This window comes from Exiguobacterium sp. R-39 (assembly GCF_049942815.1).
Lineage (GTDB): Bacteria > Bacillota > Bacilli > Exiguobacteriales > Exiguobacteriaceae > Exiguobacterium_A.
This window is the reverse complement of the sequence record NZ_CP187965.1, coordinates 3,015,526-3,033,092: the sequence shown is the minus strand read 5'-3', so window position 1 is coordinate 3,033,092 and position 17,567 is coordinate 3,015,526. Positions and strand designations below refer to the sequence as shown.

Here is a 17,567-nt window from a genome sequence, read left to right as displayed (position 1 = left end):
CACGGGAAAAATTCTCTTTTGTTGATGGAGATTCTGTTCATACTAGATTTTACAATCAAAAAACGCCTTGCCGAAGCAAGACGTTTTCATAATCAGTTACGAATCATATAATCGAAAGCACCGAGTGCTGCTGTAGCACCTGATCCCATCGAGATGATGATCTGTTTGTATGCACTGTCCGTACAGTCGCCGGCTGCAAAGACACCCGGGATGTTCGTTGCGCCATGACGATCAACGAGGATTTCACCGAACTTGTTGCGTTCGATCGTTTCGCCGAGCCAGTCTGTGTTTGGCACAAGACCGATCTGGACGAAAACGCCTTCGAGCTCGACATGGTGCTCAGCACCTGTTTCGCGTTCGACATACGTGATGCCGTTCACTTTATCCGTACCCGTGATTTCCTTCGTCTGGGCGTTGGCAACGACCGTGACGTTCGGAAGACTCGCGAGACGGTCTTGTAAGACCGCGTCCGCTTTCAGTTCCGGTGCAAATTCAAGCACCGTCACATGTTTGACGAGACCGGCCAAATCAATCGCCGCTTCGACACCAGAATTCCCGCCGCCGATAACCGCAACGCGTTTTCCTTCGAAGAGTGGACCGTCACAGTGAGGACAGTACGCAACTCCTTTGTTCTTGAATTCAAGTTCGCCAGGCACACCGATGTTACGCCAGCGTGCTCCTGTTGAAAGGATCAGACTCTTCGTTTTCAAGACCGCACCGTTTTCAAGCTCCAGTTCCACGAGGTCTTTCTTCTCAAGACGTGTCGCCCGTTGAAGGTTCATGACATCGATCCCGTACTCTTTGACGTGTTCTTCAAGACTCGCCACGAGTTTCGGACCTTCCGTATACTTCATGCTGATGAAGTTCTCGATACTCATCGTATCCATGACCTGACCACCGAAGCGTTCCGCGACGATTCCCGTCCGGATTCCTTTACGTGCCGCGTAAATCGCAGCACTGGCACCGGCAGGACCGCCACCGACGACAAGAACGTCGTACGGGTCTTTGTTCGCAAAATCAGAAGCGTCGACACCTGTACCGAGTTTCGCGAGAATCTCTTCGAGGGACATCCGACCGTTTCCGAAGGCTTCGCCGTTGACGAAGACAGTTGGGACAGCCATGATTTCTTTTGCTTCGACTTCTTGTTTAAAGGCACCGCCGTCAATCATCGTGTGGCTGATATTCGGGTTCAGGACACTCATGACGTTTAGGGCTTGAACGACATCCGGACAGTTGTGGCAGCTGAGACTGATGTACGATTCGAAATGATACGTTTCTTTGATGCCTTTGATCTGTTCGATCAGTGCGGCGTCGACTTTCGGCGCGCGACCGCTGACTTGGAGTAACGCCAAGACGAGGGACGTGAACTCGTGACCGAGTGGAATCCCGGCAAACGTAATGCCGCTCTCTTCCCCGACACGGTTGACGCTGAAGCTTGGTGTCCGCGGCAAGGCCGCCTGTTCGATGCTGATTCGTGGTGACATGCTCGCGATTTCTTCGACGAGCTCGCTCATCTCAAGAGAAACGGAGTCTGTCCCGGCGCTGACCGCGAGGACAAGATCTCCTTCCAATAAATCGAGGTATTGAGCGAGTTGTGCTTTAATATCTGCTGCTAAAGCCATCTCAAATCCGCTCCTTAAATTTTTCCGACGAGGTCAAGGCTCGGTGTAAGTGTTGCAGAACCTTCTTCCCATTTCGCTGGGCAAACTTCGCCTGGGTTGTTGCGTACGTATTGTGCTGCTTTGATTTTGTTGACGAGTGTGCTTGCGTCACGGCCGATTCCGCCAGCGTTGATTTCAACCGTTTGGATGACACCGTCCGGATCGATGATGAACGTTCCGCGGTCTGCAAGTCCGTCTTGTTCGTTTAAGACTTCGAAGTTACGTGAGATGACGTGTGACGGGTCACCAATCATGACGTACTCGATTTTACCGATTGTTTCTGAAGTTTCGTGCCATGCTTTATGTGTAAAGTGCGTGTCTGTTGAAACCGAGTACACTTCAACGTCAAGCGCTTTGAGTGTTGCGTATTGGTTTTGAAGATCTTCGAGCTCAGTCGGGCAAACGAATGTAAAGTCTGCTGGATAGAAACAAACGACACTCCATTTTCCACGAAGGTTGGCATCTGTAAGATCGACGAACTCTCCGTTGTGGAATGCTGATGCACTAAATGGTTTTACTTCACTTCCGATTAAAGACATGATAAAAATCCTCCTGTTGGGTTCTATTTAAGAATCTGTTCTAGTAGAAAGAAAAAAACTGTATCTATCACACTAGAATAATTCTAATCTAATACTAATTTCATATAGACGCTCAGTTTTGTCAAGACATAACCTGCAATTTCCTATTCTGATAAACAAAGTGTGAACAAAAAAAGAACTTCCATTTCCTTAAATGAAACAGGAAATGGAAGCTGTATAAGTTACTGCCAGTCCGTATGGAACGTTCCTTCGCGATCGGTCCGGGCATACGTATGGGCGCCGAAATAATCACGCTGGGCTTGCAGGATGTTCGCATTGGAGTTCGCCGTCCGGTAGCTGTCGTAATACGTCAGCGATGTGCTGAGACACGGAGCAGCGAGTCCGGATAATGAACTTTCAGCGACCACCTGACGCAGTGACGTTTGATAGTCCTGAACTTTGTCCGCGAAGTACGGTGCAAGCATTAAGTTCGCAAGCGACTCGTCTTTCGCAAACGCCTCACTGATGACATTGAGGAACTCGGCACGGATGATACAGCCGCCGCGGAAAATCAAAGCGATTTCTTCGAGACGTAAGTTCCAGTCATACAGCTCGGATGACGTCCGGTACTGTGTGAACCCTTGCGCGTATGCGGCGATTTTCCCCATGTAGAGCGCTTGGCGGATCCGTTCAATCCAGACGTCTTTATCGAGTGTCTCACGGGCTTCCGGTCCACCGAGAACGGAAGCAGCAGCGACACGTTCTTCTTTGACGGCAGAAAGATAGCGGGCGAAGAGGGCTTCCGTAATGATCGACGAAGCAATCCCGTTATCAATCGATTGCATGCTCGTCCATTTGCCTGTCCCTTTTTGACCGGCTTGATCCAAGATGACATCGATCAACGGAAGACCGGTCTCGTCATCTTTTTTCCGGAGAATATCGGCTGTAATCTCGATCAGATAACTTTTCAGCTCGCCTTCATTCCAAGACGCGAAGACATCCGCGATTTCTTCCACGTCAAGGCCGAGACGGACCCGGAGAAAACTGTACGCTTCCGCGATCAGCTGCATGTCGGCGTATTCGATCCCGTTATGGACCATCTTGACGAAATGGCCGGCACCTTTTGGTCCGATGTAGACGCAACATGGATCACCGTTCACTTGTGCCGCAATCTTCGTCAAAATCGGCGCGACTTGTTCGTAGGCTTCTTTTGTACCGCCCGGCATGATGGCAGGGCCGGTCCGTGCACCGACTTCACCGCCGGAGACACCGACACCGATGTATTCGATTCCGTGTTGTTGCAACTGATCGAAGCGGCGTTCCGTATCATGGAAATGCGAGTTTCCACCGTCCATGATGATGTCGCCTGTTTCGAGGTGTGGAATCAGTGACTCGATGACCGAATCAATGGCACTTCCCGCCGTGACCATGACGAAAATTTTTCGAGGACGGGCTAGGGATTGAACAAAATCAGCCACCTCGTAATAAGGATGAACCGGCAATCCTTCGTTATGTGCCATTAAGTCATCCGTTAAATCACGTGTGTAGTTATAGACAGCGACGTCTTCCTGACGGCTTGCCATGTTGAGGGCGATGTTGCGCCCCATGACACCGAGCCCGATGACTCCGATTGAATGTAGCATATAAGATCGACTCCTTTTTTAGACGACGAGACTGAGCAGGAGAACGAATCCAAGTCCGAAGACGGAAATGATTGTCTCAAGTAAGGTCCACGTCGCGAAAGTTTCTTTCATCGTTAATCCGAAATATTCTTTAAACATCCAGAATCCGGCATCGTTGACGTGTGAAGCGATCAAACTGCCGGCTCCTGTCGCAAGGACGACAAGTGCGAGATTGACATCCGATTGACCGAGCAACGGAATGACGAGCCCGGCTGTCGTCAGTGAAGCGACGGTTGCCGAACCAAGTGAAATCCGTAAGATGGCGGCGATAATCCAGGCGAGTAAAATCGGTGATAATGTCGTATCTTCAAACATCTGAGCGACGAACTTACCAACACCGCCGTCAATCAGGACCTGCTTGAAGGCACCACCGCCGCCGATGATCAGTAGCATCATCCCGATTTGTGTGATGGCCGTCGTACAAGAATCCATGACGGTTTTGATCGGAATTTGGCGTGCCAGTCCCATCGTGTAGATGGCGACGAGTAAGGAAATCAACATCGCTGTTGACGCGTTTCCGATGAATTGAACGGCAGATAAAACAGAGTTACTTTCCCAACCAAGCGTTTTTTGCAATAACGTTAAAATCGTTGCGATGGACATCAGGAGGACAGGCAGCATCGCTGTGAAAACACTGATCCCGAAACCTGGTGTCTCGTCTAAATTAAATTCTTTTTGTTCCCCGAGTGACGCAATGTTGCCGGTTTTTTTGAATGATTCCGGTACGATCCGTTTCGCGATTTTTGTAAAGATTGGTCCTGCAATGATGACGGTCGGCACGGCCACGATAAAGCCGTATAAGAGAACTTGTCCCAGATCGGCCCCGTACTCCCCGGCGATGACGGTCGGGCCCGGGTGTGGCGGAAGAAAACCGTGTGTGACGGAAAGAGCAGCGACCATCGGAATCCCGAGATACAGGATCGAGACACGCAACTGACGTGAGATCGCGAAGACGATTGGAATCAATAAAACCAGTCCAACTTCAAAGAATAACGCGATCCCGATGATGAACGAAGCGACAACGACGGCCCATTGGATGTTCTTTTCCCCAAACTTCGCGACAAGCGTCATCGCGATTCGTTGCGCACCCCCTGCGTCGGCAATCAATTTTCCGAGCATGGCACCAAGTCCGAAGATCAAGGCGAGGTGACCAAGCGTTCCGCCGAGACCGGCTTCAATCGTCGTGACGATTTGATCAAGCGGCATTCCGAGCAGTAAAGCGACGACAAACGAGACGATGATTAACGAAACGAACGTATTTAATTTTAACCCCATAATTAAAACGAGTAACAGAACAATCCCGATGGCAACAATGACTAATGGCATGTGACTTCCCCCAAAAACGTTAAATTAAATTTCTTTTTGAATCAAACCCCGTTGATACGTAGCGATGCGTCGGTAATCGGTTTCGAGAACGCGCGCCAAACTGATGAAGATCGGTAACAACTGACGGTATTCGTGCATTGCTTCCTCATTCGGCACATGGCGATGTGTATCGCCGATCATATCTGCTGCCACCTCGAACGAATCGACTTCCCCTGTCGCATACAATCCGAGAATACAGGCCCCGAGACATGAACTTTCAAAACTTTCCGGAATGACGACTTCTGACTCGAAAATATCCGCCATCATTTGACGCCACACTTCAGAACGGGCGAACCCCCCGGTTGCCTGAATCCGTGTGACCGGACCATCCATACATTCGATTAACGCCAGGAAGACAGTGTACAAGTTATAAATGACACCTTCCAGGGCGGCCCGAATCATATGTTCCTTTTTGTGCGATAACGTCAAGCCGAAGAACGAACCGCTGACATCCGGGTTCCAAAGCGGAGCCCGTTCGCCCGACAGATACGGATGGAACAGTAAACCGTCTGATCCCGGACGGACGCGTTCGGCGATTTTCGTCAGGACGGCATATGGATCAATGCCAAGACGTTTCGCGGTCTCGACTTCCGCCGAGGCCAGTTCGTCACGAATCCAGCGTAAGACCATGCCGCCGTTATTGACCGGTCCACCGATGACCCAATGGTTTTCGGTTAAGGCGTAACAGAAGATCCGGCCTTTTTCATCCGTTTGCGGACGGTCGATGATCGTCCGGATGGCGCCGCTCGTTCCAATCGTAATGGCGATTTCGCCTTTCCGGATCGCATTGACGCCGAGATTCGACAGGACGCCGTCGCTTGCCCCGATCAGAAACGGTGTTGCCGGATTCAAGCCGGTTTGTTTGGCATAATCCACTGACATGTCGGTAAAGGACGTCGTCGTCGAAACCGGTCGCGACAATTTGGTTGCATCAATGCCTGCGACCTGCAACGCTTCCGCATCCCATTCGAGATCATGGATGTTGAATAAACCGGTCGCTGAAGCGAGTGAATGGTCGATGACGTATTGTCCAAACAGACGCTGGAAGACAAATTCCTTGATGCCGATGTATTTTTTCGTTCGCGCGGCAATGTCCGGATGTTCTTCGACGAGCCAGCAAATCTTACTGAGCGGCGACATCGGATGGACCGGAGTTCCGGTGCGGTGATAAATCGAGTAACCGTACTGTTCCTTGATTCGGTTCGACCAGACTTCGCTCCGGCTGTCAGCCCACGTGATGCAGGCGGTCAGCGGTTGATCGTGTTCATCCATCGCAATCAAGCTGTGCATCGCACTGCTGAAGGCGACGAACTTCGGTTGCTCCGTCGGATGTTGTTTCGTCATCAACCGGATGCTTTCGAGCACGGCATGGAAAATTTCTTCCGGATCCTGTTCCGCCGTCGAACGATTCGGGGTATGCAGCGGATAACCGACATTCGTTTGTCCGACGACTTCCCCTTTTGTCGTAAAGAGTACGGCTTTGGTGCTCGTCGTCCCGATATCAATCCCTAACATGTGTTCAGTCATGTGGTTCGACTCCTTTCGTCATCAGTTGTTGCGATTTCCATAAATCCTCAACTTCTTGCACATCATCGAAGTTCTGATGGAGCGAAGCAATCATTCGTTTGCGGTCGCCAGTTTCGATTGCTTCGATGTAGAGTGCATGGTTCTCGAGAATTCGGTCAAAATCTTCGATGTCGTCTTCGATTCGTTGACGCATCGACAGCAGGATGAAGCTTTCCATGACAGGTTTGAGATTCTGCCACATCATGCTGACGTATCCGTGGTCAATCGACCGGATGATTGTTTCATGGAACAGAACATCCTGATATGAAAATTCATCTGCGTCTTTGTATTTGACGGCAATCTTCATCATTTCAAGCACCTTGCTTAGCTCCCGAACCAAATCCTGACGATTCATCTTAACAATCCGCTCGAAGACGAACGTCTCGATTAAAAGACGGACATCGTAAATTTCCTGGATGTCTTGTTTGGACAGTCCGACGACAACGGCGCCCATCCGTTCCAGCCGGATGATGCGTTCTGACGCCAACACCTTCAGGGCATCCCGGACAGGAGATCGGCTGACGGAAAAATCAGCGGCTAATTTGTTTTCAGATAAGACGGTACCGCTCTCAATCTTGCCGGAAATGATCCGCATGCGCAGTTCATGGGCGACACGATCACCGGCGGAGGCTTTTGATAACCATTTAATCGGGTATAAAAGATCGGACATAAAAAACACCCTCTTTGTCGAATAAGTATACTTGTATACAAGTAGTATAAACGAGGAAAACTAAAATGCAAGCGCTTTAATTAAATTGTCATCTTTATCAAAATTGCGGCTTTTCGATGTGATAGGCTAGAGAACGAAAGCGTAGAACAGATTGTAAGACATCAGTCAGATGGAGGGATAAAATAAATGAAAATTTTAGTAGTCGGTGCAGGAGCCGTCGGAGGTTATTTCGGAGCACGGTTGGCGGAAAAAGGGGAAGATGTCACATTTTTAGTGCGTGAACGCCGGTTTGAAGAATTGTGTGCAGGACTTCATGTCAAAAGTCTTCATGGGGATATTACCTATTCTCCGCGCCTGATCCGGACCGGAGAAAAAGGAACGTTTGATGTCATTCTTTTATCGACCAAGGCTTATCATCTGGAGCAGGTGTTAGAGGACATCAAACCGTTCGTCGCAACTGATACATATATTTTGCCGTTGCTAAACGGAATGGCACATTTAAAGCAACTGGAGCAACACTTCGGAGCGGAACGTGTACTGGGCGGACTCTGCTTCATCGAATCAACGCTTGATGCACAAGGACACATCGTACAGACGAGTCCGTCCCATCATTTATTATTCGGTCCGTTACCGGGAACCCGGCCAGACCGTTTGGAAGAACTGAAGCAGCACCTAGAGGGGACACTAGCGCCGATTAAATACTCGGACTCGATTACCAGCGATATGTGGAATAAGTATCTGTTCATCACGACGTTTTCCGGTGTGACGTCGCTTTTCCGTTCAGCAATCGGTCCGATTCGTTCGCAGGAAGAAGGAATGATGATGATCCGCCGCCTGGCAACGGAAGCCAAAGAAGCGATGGAACGCCAAGGTGCTGTGTTCAGTGATGGGATTGAACAGATCCAACAGCAACAGATCGCACAAATGGATGAAACGATGAAGTCGTCCTTACAACGTGACATGGAGAAAGGTAATGAAGTCGAGTCAGCTCATTTGTTCGGCACACTTCTTTCGAAAGATGAAGCGACGCAAGTGATGTTGCCGGCGATTTATGCAAATCTCGAAATTTATCGTATGTCGAGAAAAGATGTTTAACTAGTTGTTATATAGGGAATGTTTGTTAGGTTGTATTGAGCCTATATTTTTCATAATCCACAATAATGTGTAATTTTCAGCTATTCGTTGACTTGCTGAATTGCATTCAACTATCCTTGAAAAGACAAGATGGTTAAAAAAGCAAAATATATTTTATATTTTTTAAATGAAAACAGAAGTGAGAGGGGAATTATTTTACATGAAACGTATTATTATCCGTGCGGGTATGACACCGTTTGAACAGTTCGACGCAGAATATTTGATGAAGCATAACTCAATCGGAGGGAACGTCGGAAACCTGATTTATCAATACAGTATTTTCCGCACCTTGATGACAGAGGGCACGACGATCACACCGGATTACTACTACTATGAAGAAGAGCGTGCAGATGAAATCAATGCGAACTTCGATTTATATGTCATTCCACTCGCTGATGCATTCCGTAAAGAATTCGTCCCGACACTTCGTAAATATACAAAATTGATTAAAAAACTAAAGATTCCGGTCGTCGTCATCGGTGTCGGTTTACGCGCACCGTTTGAAGCGAATTTAAACGACGGTTTCTCATTTGATGAAGACGTTAAAGCGTTTGTCAGCGCAGTTCTTGAGCGCTCAAGCATGCTTGGACTTCGCGGCGAAATCACATCAAAATATTTGACGCGTCTTGGTTTCCGCGAAGGAATCGATCACAAAGTCATCGGTTGCCCATCGATGTATGCGTTTGGTCGTGATTTGAAAATTCGTGAAACGAATATCACAAAAGATTCAATGATCGGTGTCAACTCGTCACGTCTTGCACCGCAAAACGTCCTTAACTTCATCACACGCGGAATGGAAGAGTACCCGAACCACTACTTCATCCCGCAATGGATGAAAGAGTTGCGTTTGACGTACACAGGAACACATCCGATTGCTGACTTATCCGTCACGAACTATCCGGTCAAGATGTCGGATCCGACTTACATGAACGACCGTGTCCGCTTCTTCTTAAACGCGCAGACATGGATCGACTTCTTGAAAGAAGCTGACTTCAGCTTCGGAGCACGTCTTCACGGTAACATCACGGCAACACTTGCCGGAACGCCAAGTATTCTGATTCCGAAAGATGCACGGATGCGCGAATTAACGGATTATCACCAATTGACACACATTTGGGCAAATGACATCACAGACAGCACACGCTTGTCGGATGTGATTGAGTCGGCTGACTTCCAAAGTCCGACACGTGTTCAAGCACGTAACTTTGATAACTTCGTGGAATTCCTGAATACAAATGATCTAGAACACATCTACAAAGAAACGAACTATCCGGAGAACGTTCCGTTTGATCGTGAAATGGCCAAAGCAGAGTTGCTTCCGGTCGTTAAACCGATCACAGGAATCAGTATCGAAGAAGCTGTTTCACGTTTTGAATCATACTTCCCAGCAGAAGAACAAAAAATCGTGGCAGCTCAAAAACGCGATAAAGCGAAAATGGCTGAAAAAGATAAGAAAATCAAATCACTTCAAGGCAAGTTGAACAGTCAAACAAAAGAAATGAAGCATCAACAAGGCACATTGAACCGGAAAGCGGTTCGCATGGCATTGAAGACAGCTGATTTGTTTGCGAAGAAATAAGCGACAGACGTCTTATACCGTTTTGGTGTAAGGCGTTTTTTTTTACATGATAAATTCTGAATTGTGTTGACAATTCAAAACAGGGTTGGTACTGTTATGAAAAATTACATTCTTATCCAGAGAGGTGGAGGGACTGGCCCTTTGAAGCCTCAGCAACAGGTCGAAAGATACTGTGCTAATTCCTGCGGGTGTTGTACCCGATCGATAAGCTTCCTTTGATTGTCGACCGACGCACCCATGCATGTGGGTGCGTTTTTTTTTAGTTTAACGAGAAAAAGAGGAGTGTGGAGGAGCAATGAAAGAAGGAACGTTTCGGCGGAAAATGGAATCCCGGCATATCGTCATGTTGTCACTCGGAGGTGTCATCGGGACCGGATTATTTTTAAGTACAGGCTATACGCTCGAGCAGGCCGGTCGGGTCGGCACGATTTTATCTTACCTGGTCGGAGCGCTGGCGGTTTATCTGGTAATGCTTTGTCTAGGGGAGCTGGCGGTACATATGCCGGAGACGGGTGCCTTTCACAGCTACGCGACGAAATATATTGGATCCGGAACAGGCTATACCGTCGCCTGGCTTTACTGGCTGACTTGGACGGTCGCGCTCGGTTCGGAATTTACGGCAGCCGGTTTATTGATGCAACGCTGGTTTCCGGATGTTCCGGTCTGGCTGTTCAGTGCTTTATTCGTCGTCATGATTTTAGGCATCAATGTCTTGACGGTCCGCTTGTTCGCGGAAGTTGAATTTTGGTTTTCTGCCGTCAAGGTGCTGACGATTTTAGTGTTCATCGTCTTAGGAACAGCAGCAATCGTCGGATTCTTGCCCCTTGCGGACGGCTCACAAGCACCGCTTCTCGCTCCGTTGACGGAGGGGGGCCTGTTTCCGAACGGAGCGTTCGCGATCTTGATGACGATGCTTGCCGTTAACTTTGCCTATTCCGGAACAGAGTTAATCGGGATTGCAGCAGGTGAGGCGGTCGATCCGAAACGGACGGTTCCTCTCGCCATTCGAACAACAGTCTTCCGGCTCGTCTTATTTTTTGTCGGGACGATCATTGTTCTTGCGATTCTGTTACCAAATGATTCAAAAGGAGTGCTTGAAAGTCCATTCGTTGCTGTGTTTGAACGGATCGGTCTTCCGTTTGCAGCAGACATCATGAACTTCGTCATCCTGACCGCGATTTTGTCAGCAGCGAACTCGGGTCTGTACGCCGCATCACGGATGCTCTGGTCTTTATCCGATCAACGGATGATTACGCCGTACTTTTCTAAATTAAATGCGAGCGGAGTGCCGATACGTGCCGTTCTCTTCAGTATGCTCGGTGGTCTGCTTGCCCTGTTCTCCAGCGTCTATGCACCGGGTTCCGTCTACATTGCGCTTGTCTCGATCTCGGGACTGGCAGTCGTCGTTGTCTGGATGAGTATCAGCGCCTCACAGTTCATGTTCCGCAAGCGCTATCTGCAAGAGGGGCATGATCTAAACGATTTGGTTTACCGGACGCCCTGGTATCCGTTTGTACCGATTCTGTCGTTTTTAATGTGTTTGGCTTCATTGATCGGAATCGCCTTTGATCCGACGCAACGGGTCGCCCTCTATTTCGGGGTTCCGTTTATCGCGGTCTGTTACATCGTTCATCATCTGACAAAAACATCATGGAAACGGAGTGTGGAAGATGTCAAAGAACAACAATCCAGTTGAACAACTGTTAAAAGAAAAACCCTATATTTTATTGGACGGAGCACTGGCGACGGAACTTGAACGCCATGGGAGAAATCTCGATGATCCGCTTTGGTCGGCCCGTGTACTGCTTGAAGAACCGGAACAGATTCACCGCGTCCATGCGGATTATTTTAAAATCGGGGCGGATTGTGCCATCACGTCCAGCTACCAAGCGAGTGTCGCCGGCTTCAGCAGCCGGGGGATTAAAGAAGAGGAAGCGATTGAACTGATGAAACAAACGGTCTATCTGGCACAGCAGGCGCGTGCGGAAACCGGACCGGCAGCGGATCACGCTTTGATTGCGGGATCGATTGGTCCTTACGGTGCCTATCTTTCGGACGGATCCGAATACATCGGTCATTACGGAGTCGACGATGCGCAACTTGAAGCTTTCCACCGTCCTCGTCTGGAAGCGTTAATCGCGGCAGGTGCGGACGTGTTGGCATTTGAGACGATTCCCTCCTTGCAGGAAGCCGAAGTGCTGTTCCGGCTGCTCGAAGAATTTCCGGATCAGTCGGCCTGGCTTGCCTTTTCCCTGCGTGACGCAACACACATCAGTGAAGGAACATCGTTGAGTGAGTGTATCAAGGCATTAGGGGAGCACCCGCAACTGGCGGCAATCGGCGCGAACTGTTTTCCGGCATCGATTGCGACAGAGTTCATCACGACATTAAAACAACTGACCGATGTACCGATTATCGTCTATCCGAATTCCGGTGAGCAGTATGATCCGGTCAGTAAGACCTGGTCCGGTGAAGCAGTGTGTACGGCTTTCGAAGACATTGCTCCGGAATGGTATGCCGCAGGTGCCCGGTTGATCGGCGGATGTTGCCGTACGACACCCGAGCAGATTGAGCGGATTCAACAGAAGGTGACAATCGGTTAACCGGAAGTCATGTCTAATAAGGACAAAAAAAGAGAGCGGAATTTTGCATCCGTCCTCTTTTTAGACTGATATTTCGTATTTTCAGAAACTCACCGTTCCCGTAACGCTTGGTTGAACTGTTTCAGCAACCGACCGAACGATTCGGCATCTTCATCCGGCCAGTCATGTAATAACCGTTCGATGCTCGTTAAACGGGCTGTCCGGTAAATTTCGAGCTCTTGTTGACCGTAATCTGTGATGTTGTAAAAGAAGGCCCGGCCGTCTGTCGGGTCTTTTATTTTTTCGACTAATTTTTTCTGATCGAGCGCAGCCGCTTGTCGGCTGACGGTCGAGACGTCGAGTTGCAACTCACGGGCAAGGGTTTTGACACCGACTTGACCGGAGTCGGATAACTGGCGCAAGAGTAAATAGGAAGCACGGTCCAGGTTCCGATTATCGGCCGTTGCCGTCGTTAAACGACGAATAAGAATCGCCAGTTCCAGTTCAATTGTTTCCAGGGATTGATTCGACATATTGTCACCTCTCATTAGCATTCATTGCCCTCATCATTACGCACGGGCTGTCCTCTGTCAATCAAAGGCAGGCTTCTTGACAGGATTATAGTTGTATTATACAATCATAAATGTTATTTAATTGTATCTTGAAACTTGTTGTTATGAACTTATTTTAATTACAGCGTCTGATGAAGGAGAATTCTGATGAAAGCTTATCAATCGATGAAAGAAACCGTCATTACGGTCAATGAACAGGATACGATCCGGACGGTAGTAGAACGTTTTATCACATCCGGTATCAGTGGGGTTCCGGTCGTCAACAGAGAGCAGGAAGTCGTCGGCTACATCAGCGACGGCGATATCATGCGGGCCATCGGCAAACATAAAGACATCATTGTCGATACGTTTTTATATGTCGATGTCATCAAAGGCGATGATGAAAACTATGAAGAGCGCGTCCGTCACATCCTGACGCGTCCTGTCATGGACATGGCACGCCGGAAAGTCGTGACAGCGACGACAGAAACCGAGATGGAAGAAATTGCAGCGACACTCGGTTCAAAACGAATTAAAAAATTACCGATTCTAAAAGACGGCAAGCTCGTCGGAATCATCAGTCGCGGTGACGTCATCCGTCATTCGTTTAAACAGTTTATTTAAGAAAGAAGGATTTATATGGCTCTTGCGGAAAAAACAACGACACTTGCGCCTGAAACAGTTCTATCGGAAAGCAAACACGGTTTACTGCATCAACCGATTGCTGTTTGGGCGGTATTCTTTGCCAGTATCACGGCATTCATGGGAATGGGGCTCGTCAATCCGGTCCTACCGACGATTGCCGAAAACCTCGAAGCATCAAAAAGTGAAGTTACGCTACTATTTACAAGTTATAACGCCGTCATGGCATTTGCGATGCTGATTACCGGCGCGATTTCTTCACGGATTGGTCAAAAGGGGACATTGATGCTCGGGATTGCGGTTATCGCAACTGTTGCCGGTTTTGCGTCACAGGCCGACAGTATTTGGACACTTGTCGCGTTACGCGGCGGTTGGGGACTCGGAAATGCACTGTTCGTCGCGACAGCACTCGCAGCGATTGTTTCCCTTTCATCCGGTGGAACAGCGAAAGCGATCATCTTATATGAAGCGGCAGTCGGTCTCGGGATTTCAATCGGTCCACTGCTCGGTGGAACACTCGGTTCGATCACATGGCGCGCGCCTTTCATGGGTGTTGCGACGATCATGGTCATCGCGTTCCTCGTGTTGTTATTCCTGATGCCGAAACCGGTCGCAACAGCGACACCAGCGAAAAAGATTTCATTGATTGCACCGTTCCAGGCCATGAAACACCGGTCTTTACTGACACTTGGAATCGTTGCAGCCTTGTATAACGTCGGCTTCTTTACGATCATGGCCTATGCACCGTTCGTCATGAAATTACCGGCAAAAGGGCTCGGCTTTGTCTTTCTCGGTTGGGGGATGTTGCTTGCTCTGACATCCGTGTTAACAGCACCAAAATTAAAACAATGGCTCGGAACAATCAAAGCAATGGTACTGATGCTGCTCTTGTTCGCCGTCTTGTTGTTATTAATGGGGATCTTTACCGAAACACCAGCTGTCGTCATCGTCTGTGTTATTCTTGCCGGGGCAGTGCTCGGGAATAACAATACTTTGATTACGACGGCAGTGATGGATGCAGCACCGGTCGAACGTTCGACGGCATCCGCTGCATACAGTTTCTTACGTTTTCTCGGGGCAGCCATCGCGCCATTCATGGCCGGTAAATTGGCTGAAATCTATAACGCCAACCTGCCGTTTTATGTAGGTAGCGCGTTCGTCTTACTGTCTGTCGTCATCATCGGGGTCAATCTCAAACACATTCGTCATATCGACACAGCAGATAGTGGACATTGATTTAAACAGCAAACGTCCCTTCTTTCGCCAAATCAGCGGAAGAAGGGACGTTTTTTTAGTAGTCTCAGGGTTTCGGATACGTCGTTTCCAAAAAAGCGACGGAATGGACAATCAGTTCCCTTAAGACAAGCAGGTCGACATCTGCTAGTTTATTGATATAGACACAGCTTTTTCCGCTCTTATGTTTGCCGAGACGCACCAGGAACTGCTCGCGCTCCGGACCTGTTGCGAAATAGAGGCTGATGTTCGCTTTGCGGGGCGAGAATCCGACAAGAAATGAATCGCCTTCATGTCCGGAAGAATATCGATAATGATAGTGACCAAATCCAATCATCGTGTCCCCCCACATAACGGCAGGATACCCGGTCATCTCTTCAAAAATCTGTCGTAATTGTTCACAGTCTGTCCGTTTTGACAATGGCGTGATCGTATTCAAAAAGCCATCGACGCTTTGATCCGTCGGTAACGTCTTTTGCTGATTAGTCATAAGAAAACCCCTTTCGCGAGTGGGCGACAGTCATTTCGATTCGATACAAAACCATTCCCCTGTCTGACAGGTATTCATTCAAAAAGAGGTGATTCTATTGAAACATATAATCTCGTTTGCAGGATATGATGAGACGATTGACTGGCACATCGTCGAAGTGAATCAAGCTTTGACTACATTGCAACTGGAAGTATGGCATCAAGAAATCAAGCTGCATCAAATGACGTTATCCTTTTCGGAGTATGACCGATTTGCCCGCGAATTTCGGATCGTTCATGAACAGTTATCGGGAATCGTTTTTTTTGAAAAAGGTGATTTTACATTTGAGCTGATTTACGACCGGCTCGGTCATGTCCGGATCGAATGGTGTCTTGCCGGTGAACCGAAACATGTCCTGCCGTCTGATCAGAGTTATATTGGGCAAGCGCTCGCTTTGATTGGTGTCTATACTTAAAAAGGGGCTGACTCAAAAGTCAGTCCCTACAAAGAAAAGGATGGCAGATTCTAATTCTGCCGCCCTTTTTTCATTTAAACAGGAATCACTCGTTTCACGCAACTCCTACAGGAAAAAGTGCATTTTTGCGCTGTCAGAGACAAACAAGACCCGCTTTCCTGTCTGAATCAGGCAGGGAAACTGGCTTGTGTCTCGCCTGAGGAAAGGGCGTGAAAAGATGAGAGATTCCTTTTTGAGTCGGCCTCTTTTCAGACATATGTTTTCAGGGCAAGACGCGTACACAACTCGATCGTTTCCGCATATTCCGACAGCGGAATCGACTCATCGATTTGATGCGCCAGCCGGAAATCGTGGAACGAAGCGACCGCAATCGGGAAGCTCCGGGCCGCCTGGCTGAACATCGCACCGTCCGTCCCGCCAGGAATTGCGACGCGCTGTGTCGGCTGCTGCCGGATTGATTCCATCGTGTCCGCGACAATCTGTAAGAACGGATCGTTCCGGTCCGTCTCACAGGAGGGGATGTCCTTGATGACCGTGACTTCCATCGAGAAGCTGTCGTCCTGTTGATGCAGCCGTTGATTGACTTCTTCGAGCGCTTGCAAGACCTGCTCCCGTCCAAAGCCCGGTATCGTCCGGATATCCATATAAAACGCAGCCCGGCTCGGAATGACGTTTGGTCCTTCACCGCCTGTGATTGACGTGATGGAAGCGACCACCGGACCAAGGTCCCGGTGACTGTGATCGGTGATTGTAAATCGGTCGGATTTGATTTCGCGGATGACCCGATATAAATCATCGATGGCATTTTTACCGAGTTGGGGCGAAGAGCTGTGAGCACTTTTTCCCGTACACGATACTTCAACACCGACGACCCCTTTTTGGGAATAGCCGAGATAACCGCTCGTTGGTTCCGTGATCAAGAGGGCGTCTAAATCATCGGCGTCACCACGTTCCGTTAAATGGCGAGCTCCGGTCATGCCGTTTTCTTCATCCGATGTAATCAGCAATTTCAGATGGTTTGGCAAGTCATAGCGTTGATTTAATTCAATCATCATACTGACCATCGCCATGACGCCGGATTTCATGTCGGAAGCACCGCGTCCGTAAATCCGTCCCTCCTCGATCTCGCCTCCGAACGGATCTTTCGTCCATTCGCTGATTTTAACCGGCACCGTATCGAGGTGACCGGAGAAACCAATCGTTTTCGGATGAGTGGCGGAAGCACCGGCTTGAATCGTAGCTACGAGACAAATCCGTTTCGGTGATACTTCAATCCAGTCGGTTTTGATGCCATGGGATGTCAATAACTCATATACATAGGTTGCGACGTTCTCTTCCCCGTCGAGTGGATTGGTACTTGGGATTTGTAAACAGCGTTGCAAATAAGTAATCGGTTCTGTAAGCATATTTTCTCCTCCTTTACTGTTCTGTTCCCGTTTC

At 48.8% G+C, this 17,567-nt stretch carries 16 protein-coding genes and 1 riboswitch; of the genes, 7 read left to right on the top strand and 9 right to left on the bottom strand.

Annotated elements, in window-relative coordinates:
• Nucleotides 1-92 precede the first annotated feature (92 nt).
• The 6 genes from ahpF to ACP26N_RS15775 all read right to left on the bottom strand — a co-directional run bounded on the left by ahpF (nucleotide 93) and on the right by ACP26N_RS15775 (nucleotide 7,462).
• Complete coding sequence (gene ahpF / locus ACP26N_RS15800; protein WP_131503595.1) at nucleotides 93-1,622, bottom strand: alkyl hydroperoxide reductase subunit F; 1,530 nt, start codon at nucleotides 1,620-1,622, stop codon at nucleotides 93-95.
• A gap of 14 nt (nucleotides 1,623-1,636) precedes the next feature.
• Entirely contained in the window at nucleotides 1,637-2,200 is a 564-nt protein-coding gene (gene ahpC, locus ACP26N_RS15795) for an alkyl hydroperoxide reductase subunit C (protein ID WP_012371860.1), read from the bottom strand.
• Nucleotides 2,201-2,421: 221 nt separating this feature from the next.
• A complete protein-coding gene (gene gnd / locus ACP26N_RS15790; protein ID WP_131973557.1) occupies nucleotides 2,422-3,822 on the bottom strand; it encodes a decarboxylating NADP(+)-dependent phosphogluconate dehydrogenase in 1,401 nt (466 codons plus the stop codon).
• Nucleotides 3,823-3,840: 18 nt separating this feature from the next.
• Nucleotides 3,841-5,187 (bottom strand): GntP family permease, encoded by a 1,347-nt coding sequence (locus tag ACP26N_RS15785; protein ID WP_026827070.1) that lies wholly within the window; start codon nucleotides 5,185-5,187, stop codon nucleotides 3,841-3,843.
• Nucleotides 5,188-5,211: 24 nt separating this feature from the next.
• The gene (gene gntK, locus ACP26N_RS15780) at nucleotides 5,212-6,753 is read right to left on the bottom strand and encodes a gluconokinase (RefSeq protein WP_426354345.1); all 1,542 of its coding nucleotides are present in this window, start codon (nucleotides 6,751-6,753) and stop codon (nucleotides 5,212-5,214) included.
• On the bottom strand, nucleotides 6,746-7,462 hold the full coding sequence (locus ACP26N_RS15775; protein ID WP_131503591.1) for a GntR family transcriptional regulator: 717 nt from the start codon (nucleotides 7,460-7,462) through the stop codon (nucleotides 6,746-6,748). Before ACP26N_RS15775 ends, gntK begins: the two co-directional genes overlap by 8 nt.
• A gap of 186 nt (nucleotides 7,463-7,648) precedes the next feature.
• On the opposite strand from ACP26N_RS15775, the gene ACP26N_RS15770 reads away from it, so the two are divergent.
• From ACP26N_RS15770 to mmuM, 4 genes are all read left to right on the top strand, one after another.
• Nucleotides 7,649-8,557, top strand: coding sequence for a ketopantoate reductase family protein (locus ACP26N_RS15770; RefSeq protein WP_188004945.1), 909 nt, complete (start codon nucleotides 7,649-7,651; stop codon nucleotides 8,555-8,557).
• A gap of 199 nt (nucleotides 8,558-8,756) precedes the next feature.
• Entirely contained in the window at nucleotides 8,757-10,175 is a 1,419-nt protein-coding gene (locus ACP26N_RS15765; protein WP_188004944.1) for a polysaccharide pyruvyl transferase family protein, read from the top strand.
• 109 nt (nucleotides 10,176-10,284) lie between these two features.
• Nucleotides 10,285-10,386, top strand: a riboswitch (SAM riboswitch).
• Nucleotides 10,387-10,470: 84 nt separating this feature from the next.
• On the top strand, nucleotides 10,471-11,871 hold the full coding sequence (locus tag ACP26N_RS15760; RefSeq protein WP_188004943.1) for an amino acid permease: 1,401 nt from the start codon (nucleotides 10,471-10,473) through the stop codon (nucleotides 11,869-11,871).
• The gene (gene mmuM / locus ACP26N_RS15755; RefSeq protein ID WP_426354342.1) at nucleotides 11,846-12,778 is read left to right on the top strand and encodes a homocysteine S-methyltransferase; all 933 of its coding nucleotides are present in this window, start codon (nucleotides 11,846-11,848) and stop codon (nucleotides 12,776-12,778) included. Before ACP26N_RS15760 ends, mmuM begins: the two co-directional genes overlap by 26 nt.
• Before the next feature lie 89 nt (nucleotides 12,779-12,867).
• On the opposite strand, the gene ACP26N_RS15750 is transcribed toward mmuM, so the two are convergent.
• Complete coding sequence (locus ACP26N_RS15750; protein WP_114596736.1) at nucleotides 12,868-13,290, bottom strand: MarR family winged helix-turn-helix transcriptional regulator; 423 nt, start codon at nucleotides 13,288-13,290, stop codon at nucleotides 12,868-12,870.
• Nucleotides 13,291-13,476: 186 nt separating this feature from the next.
• Between ACP26N_RS15750 and ACP26N_RS15745 the strand changes: the two genes are divergently transcribed.
• Nucleotides 13,477-13,932, top strand: a complete 456-nt coding sequence (locus ACP26N_RS15745) for a CBS domain-containing protein (protein ID WP_426354340.1) — start codon at nucleotides 13,477-13,479, stop codon at nucleotides 13,930-13,932.
• Nucleotides 13,933-13,947: 15 nt separating this feature from the next.
• On the top strand, nucleotides 13,948-15,186 hold the full coding sequence (locus ACP26N_RS15740; protein WP_026827079.1) for an MFS transporter: 1,239 nt from the start codon (nucleotides 13,948-13,950) through the stop codon (nucleotides 15,184-15,186).
• A 64-nt stretch (nucleotides 15,187-15,250) separates the two neighbouring features.
• On the opposite strand, the gene ACP26N_RS15735 is transcribed toward ACP26N_RS15740, so the two are convergent.
• Nucleotides 15,251-15,673 (bottom strand): DUF1801 domain-containing protein, encoded by a 423-nt coding sequence (locus ACP26N_RS15735; protein WP_026827080.1) that lies wholly within the window; start codon nucleotides 15,671-15,673, stop codon nucleotides 15,251-15,253.
• Nucleotides 15,674-15,770: 97 nt separating this feature from the next.
• Here ACP26N_RS15735 and ACP26N_RS15730 point away from each other — a divergent pair, with 97 nt between their 5' ends.
• Nucleotides 15,771-16,127, top strand: coding sequence for a hypothetical protein (locus ACP26N_RS15730; protein ID WP_426354337.1), 357 nt, complete (start codon nucleotides 15,771-15,773; stop codon nucleotides 16,125-16,127).
• 248 nt (nucleotides 16,128-16,375) lie between these two features.
• Here ACP26N_RS15730 and ACP26N_RS15725 read toward each other — a convergent pair whose 3' ends face one another.
• Nucleotides 16,376-17,533 carry an ArgE/DapE family deacylase gene (locus tag ACP26N_RS15725; protein WP_426354335.1) on the bottom strand — a complete coding sequence of 386 codons (1,158 nt, stop codon included), beginning with the start codon at nucleotides 17,531-17,533 and terminating at the stop codon, nucleotides 16,376-16,378.
• Nucleotides 17,534-17,567: the final 34 nt, after the last annotated feature.

What these genes read in the sequence shown, in the direction of transcription:
- ACP26N_RS15765 (WP_188004944.1), top strand. Translation starts at nt 8,757, where the DNA reads ATGAAACGTATTATTATCCGTGCGGGTATGACACCGTTTGAACAGTTC.
- gntK (WP_426354345.1), bottom strand. Translation starts at nt 6,753, where the DNA reads ATGACTGAACACATGTTAGGGATTGATATCGGGACGACGAGCACCAAA.
- ACP26N_RS15770 (WP_188004945.1), top strand. Translation starts at nt 7,649, where the DNA reads ATGAAAATTTTAGTAGTCGGTGCAGGAGCCGTCGGAGGTTATTTCGGA.
- ACP26N_RS15750 (WP_114596736.1), bottom strand. Translation starts at nt 13,290, where the DNA reads ATGTCGAATCAATCCCTGGAAACAATTGAACTGGAACTGGCGATTCTT.
- ahpC (WP_012371860.1), bottom strand. Translation starts at nt 2,200, where the DNA reads ATGTCTTTAATCGGAAGTGAAGTAAAACCATTTAGTGCATCAGCATTC.
- ahpF (WP_131503595.1), bottom strand. Translation starts at nt 1,622, where the DNA reads ATGGCTTTAGCAGCAGATATTAAAGCACAACTCGCTCAATACCTCGAT.
- gnd (WP_131973557.1), bottom strand. Translation starts at nt 3,822, where the DNA reads ATGCTACATTCAATCGGAGTCATCGGGCTCGGTGTCATGGGGCGCAAC.
- mmuM (WP_426354342.1), top strand. Translation starts at nt 11,846, where the DNA reads ATGTCAAAGAACAACAATCCAGTTGAACAACTGTTAAAAGAAAAACCC.
- ACP26N_RS15735 (WP_026827080.1), bottom strand. Translation starts at nt 15,673, where the DNA reads ATGACTAATCAGCAAAAGACGTTACCGACGGATCAAAGCGTCGATGGC.
- ACP26N_RS15745 (WP_426354340.1), top strand. Translation starts at nt 13,477, where the DNA reads ATGAAAGCTTATCAATCGATGAAAGAAACCGTCATTACGGTCAATGAA.
- ACP26N_RS15775 (WP_131503591.1), bottom strand. Translation starts at nt 7,462, where the DNA reads ATGTCCGATCTTTTATACCCGATTAAATGGTTATCAAAAGCCTCCGCC.
- ACP26N_RS15760 (WP_188004943.1), top strand. Translation starts at nt 10,471, where the DNA reads ATGAAAGAAGGAACGTTTCGGCGGAAAATGGAATCCCGGCATATCGTC.
- ACP26N_RS15740 (WP_026827079.1), top strand. Translation starts at nt 13,948, where the DNA reads ATGGCTCTTGCGGAAAAAACAACGACACTTGCGCCTGAAACAGTTCTA.
- ACP26N_RS15725 (WP_426354335.1), bottom strand. Translation starts at nt 17,533, where the DNA reads ATGCTTACAGAACCGATTACTTATTTGCAACGCTGTTTACAAATCCCA.
- ACP26N_RS15785 (WP_026827070.1), bottom strand. Translation starts at nt 5,187, where the DNA reads ATGCCATTAGTCATTGTTGCCATCGGGATTGTTCTGTTACTCGTTTTA.